We start from the raw sequence: 2,394 nt of genomic DNA on the forward strand, positions 1-2,394 counted from the left end.
GGACGTCGCCAAGCAACTTTAAGACGAGTCAGAATGACTCGTCTTTTTTGTATTTTGTAACTTCTTTTCAAAGCTAATTACATATTTATATAAGTTTTATTCGATTTCTTTCGTGATTTTTGATATGTAATTTAAGATTTTCTATTTTATTTCTTAAAGATAAGATTGACTGGTGTGTTAAAATAGTACAGTTGTTTTTTGATGTACTTTAATATAAGAAGATTTAAGTTAGAAAAGGAGATAATATGAAAAGGATAGGTATAATTACTATAGTAGTCTTAGTCCTTCTATTAATCGTGTATATGTTAGTTGGGAATTATTTTTATAACTACGCATTGAATGCGAAACAAGAAAAAGAATTTTTGCAAGATAATCCTCATTTAGTAGAAACGGTAAATGCATCGGGAGATGTATTGGCTACAAATGAAGAAAAGAATGCGAACTTCGTATCGAAGTATAAACCTAACACATTAACTATACGTTCTTTCGATAAATTGAATTTAAAAGGCTATGAATATATGAATGAATCATCTAGTCATAAATGGGCAATTGTGGTTCATGGATACAATGGTAGAGCATCAGAAATGACGAAATATATTCGTAACTTTTATGAACAAGGCTATAATGTCATAGCACCAGACCTTCGTGGTCACGGAAATAGTGAAGGGGATTATGTTGGTATGGGCTGGCATGATCGTAAAGATGTTTTGATTTGGATTCAACAAATCTTAAAGAAAGATCCTAATGCTGAAATAGCTCTATTTGGTGTTTCGATGGGCGGGGCAACTGTAATGATGACTTCAGGAGAAGATTTACCTTCTAATGTTAAAGTTATTATTGAAGATTGTGGATACTCAACCGTTATTGATGAATTTACTTATCAGCTAAAAGATTTATTCCACTTGCCGAAGTTTCCTGTTATGAATGCGGCAAATACAGTTACGAAATTAAGAGCTGGATATGATTTAGAAGAAGCTTCAGCTGTAAAACAAGTGGCGAAAAGTAAAACACCTATGCTATTCATTCATGGGGATGCTGATACATTCGTTCCTTTTGAAATGTTAGATGAAGTATATAATGCTGCAAAAGTAGAAAAAGAGAAATTAATTGTTCCAGGTGCTGGGCATGGAGAAGCGGAGAAAGTAGATTCGAATAAATATTGGAATACCGTATGGAAGTTCGTAGGGAAGTATATTCCGGCATAATTAAAGTTGTTGCATTTATATAGACGATAATCGGAGGGATAATAGTTAATCCTTTTGATTATCGTTTTTTGTTAATTAGGTAGTCTGCTATAAGTGTAGTTTTGTATGTACTATATGAAGGAGATAGAGCAAAAACTTTTGAATTCCTTAATCTCAGTGCTACAATGATTGAAAACTAAATGTTAATGAGGTGTTTATATGAAAATTGAGGTTTGGTCGGATTTTGTATGCCCATTTTGCTATATTGGGAAACGTAGATTAGAGATGGCTTTAGAGCAATTTCCACATAAGAAGGATGTTGAAGTTGAGTTTAAAAGTTTTGAGTTGGATCCGAATACTCCCGTTTACTCTGGAACAAGTATTAATGAAGTGCTTGCATCAAAGTATGGAATTAGTATTGAAGAAGCTAAGCGTAATAACGTACAGCTAGGAAATCATGCAGCTAGTATGGGTTTAAGTTTTAACTTTGATGAGATGAAGCCGACGAATACGTTTGATGCGCATCGTCTTGCGAAGTTTGCAAAGAATCATGGAAAAGAAAAGGAGATTACGGAGAATCTACTTTTTGCATATTTCACTGAATCGAAAAATTTAAGTGATGTGGATACACTTGCTATTATCGCTGCAGCCTCAGGTTTAGATAAGCAAGAAGCTTTAAATGTTATTAATGATAAAAATGCGTACGCAAATGATGTTAGAATTGATGAAGCGATTGCTCAGCAATATCAAATTTCGGGAGTGCCTTATTTTATTATTAATCAAAAGTATGTTATTTCAGGTGCACAACCACTTGAAACTTTTGTTGGTGCACTTCAGCAAGTGTGGGAAGAAGAGAATCCTGCATCGAAGTTACAGGAACTTTCAGCAGATGGTGAAAGCGATCTTTCTTGTGCTGATGGAAGTTGTTCGGTGCCGTCGAAAGAACAATAGTTTTTATGATGGAATAGCACCCTATAGATAGTTCTGTGGGGTGCTTGTATATAACTATAGAAGAAATGCGTAAATAGATAATTTGATTACGTATATGTATTCTATAAAATATAAAGTTTTTAAAAAAACATATTGACGATTATACAAATGAAGTGTAATATAGAACAAGTCGCCGATGACATTAACATCGCAAGCGACAAATGAAATAAAAAACTTAGTTGACATTAACTAACGAAGATGTTAACATAAGGAAGTCGCA

Annotated in this window: 2 protein-coding genes; both read left to right on the top strand. The window is 33.5% G+C overall.

The features are described 5' to 3' along the window. Positions 1 to 245: 245 nt before the first annotated feature. Complete coding sequence (locus IBT51_RS26870) at positions 246 to 1,205, top strand: alpha/beta hydrolase (protein ID WP_000821101.1); 960 nt, start codon at positions 246 to 248, stop codon at positions 1,203 to 1,205. A gap of 198 nt (positions 1,206 to 1,403) precedes the next feature. After that, positions 1,404 to 2,135 (top strand): DsbA family oxidoreductase, encoded by a 732-nt coding sequence (locus IBT51_RS26875; protein ID WP_200458890.1) that lies wholly within the window; start codon positions 1,404 to 1,406, stop codon positions 2,133 to 2,135. The last annotated feature ends 259 nt before the right edge of the window (positions 2,136 to 2,394 follow it).

Origin of the sequence: Bacillus sp. S71, assembly GCF_016625265.1 — a bacterium.
In the GTDB taxonomy this organism is placed as follows: domain Bacteria; phylum Bacillota; class Bacilli; order Bacillales; family Bacillaceae_G; genus Bacillus_A; species Bacillus_A cereus.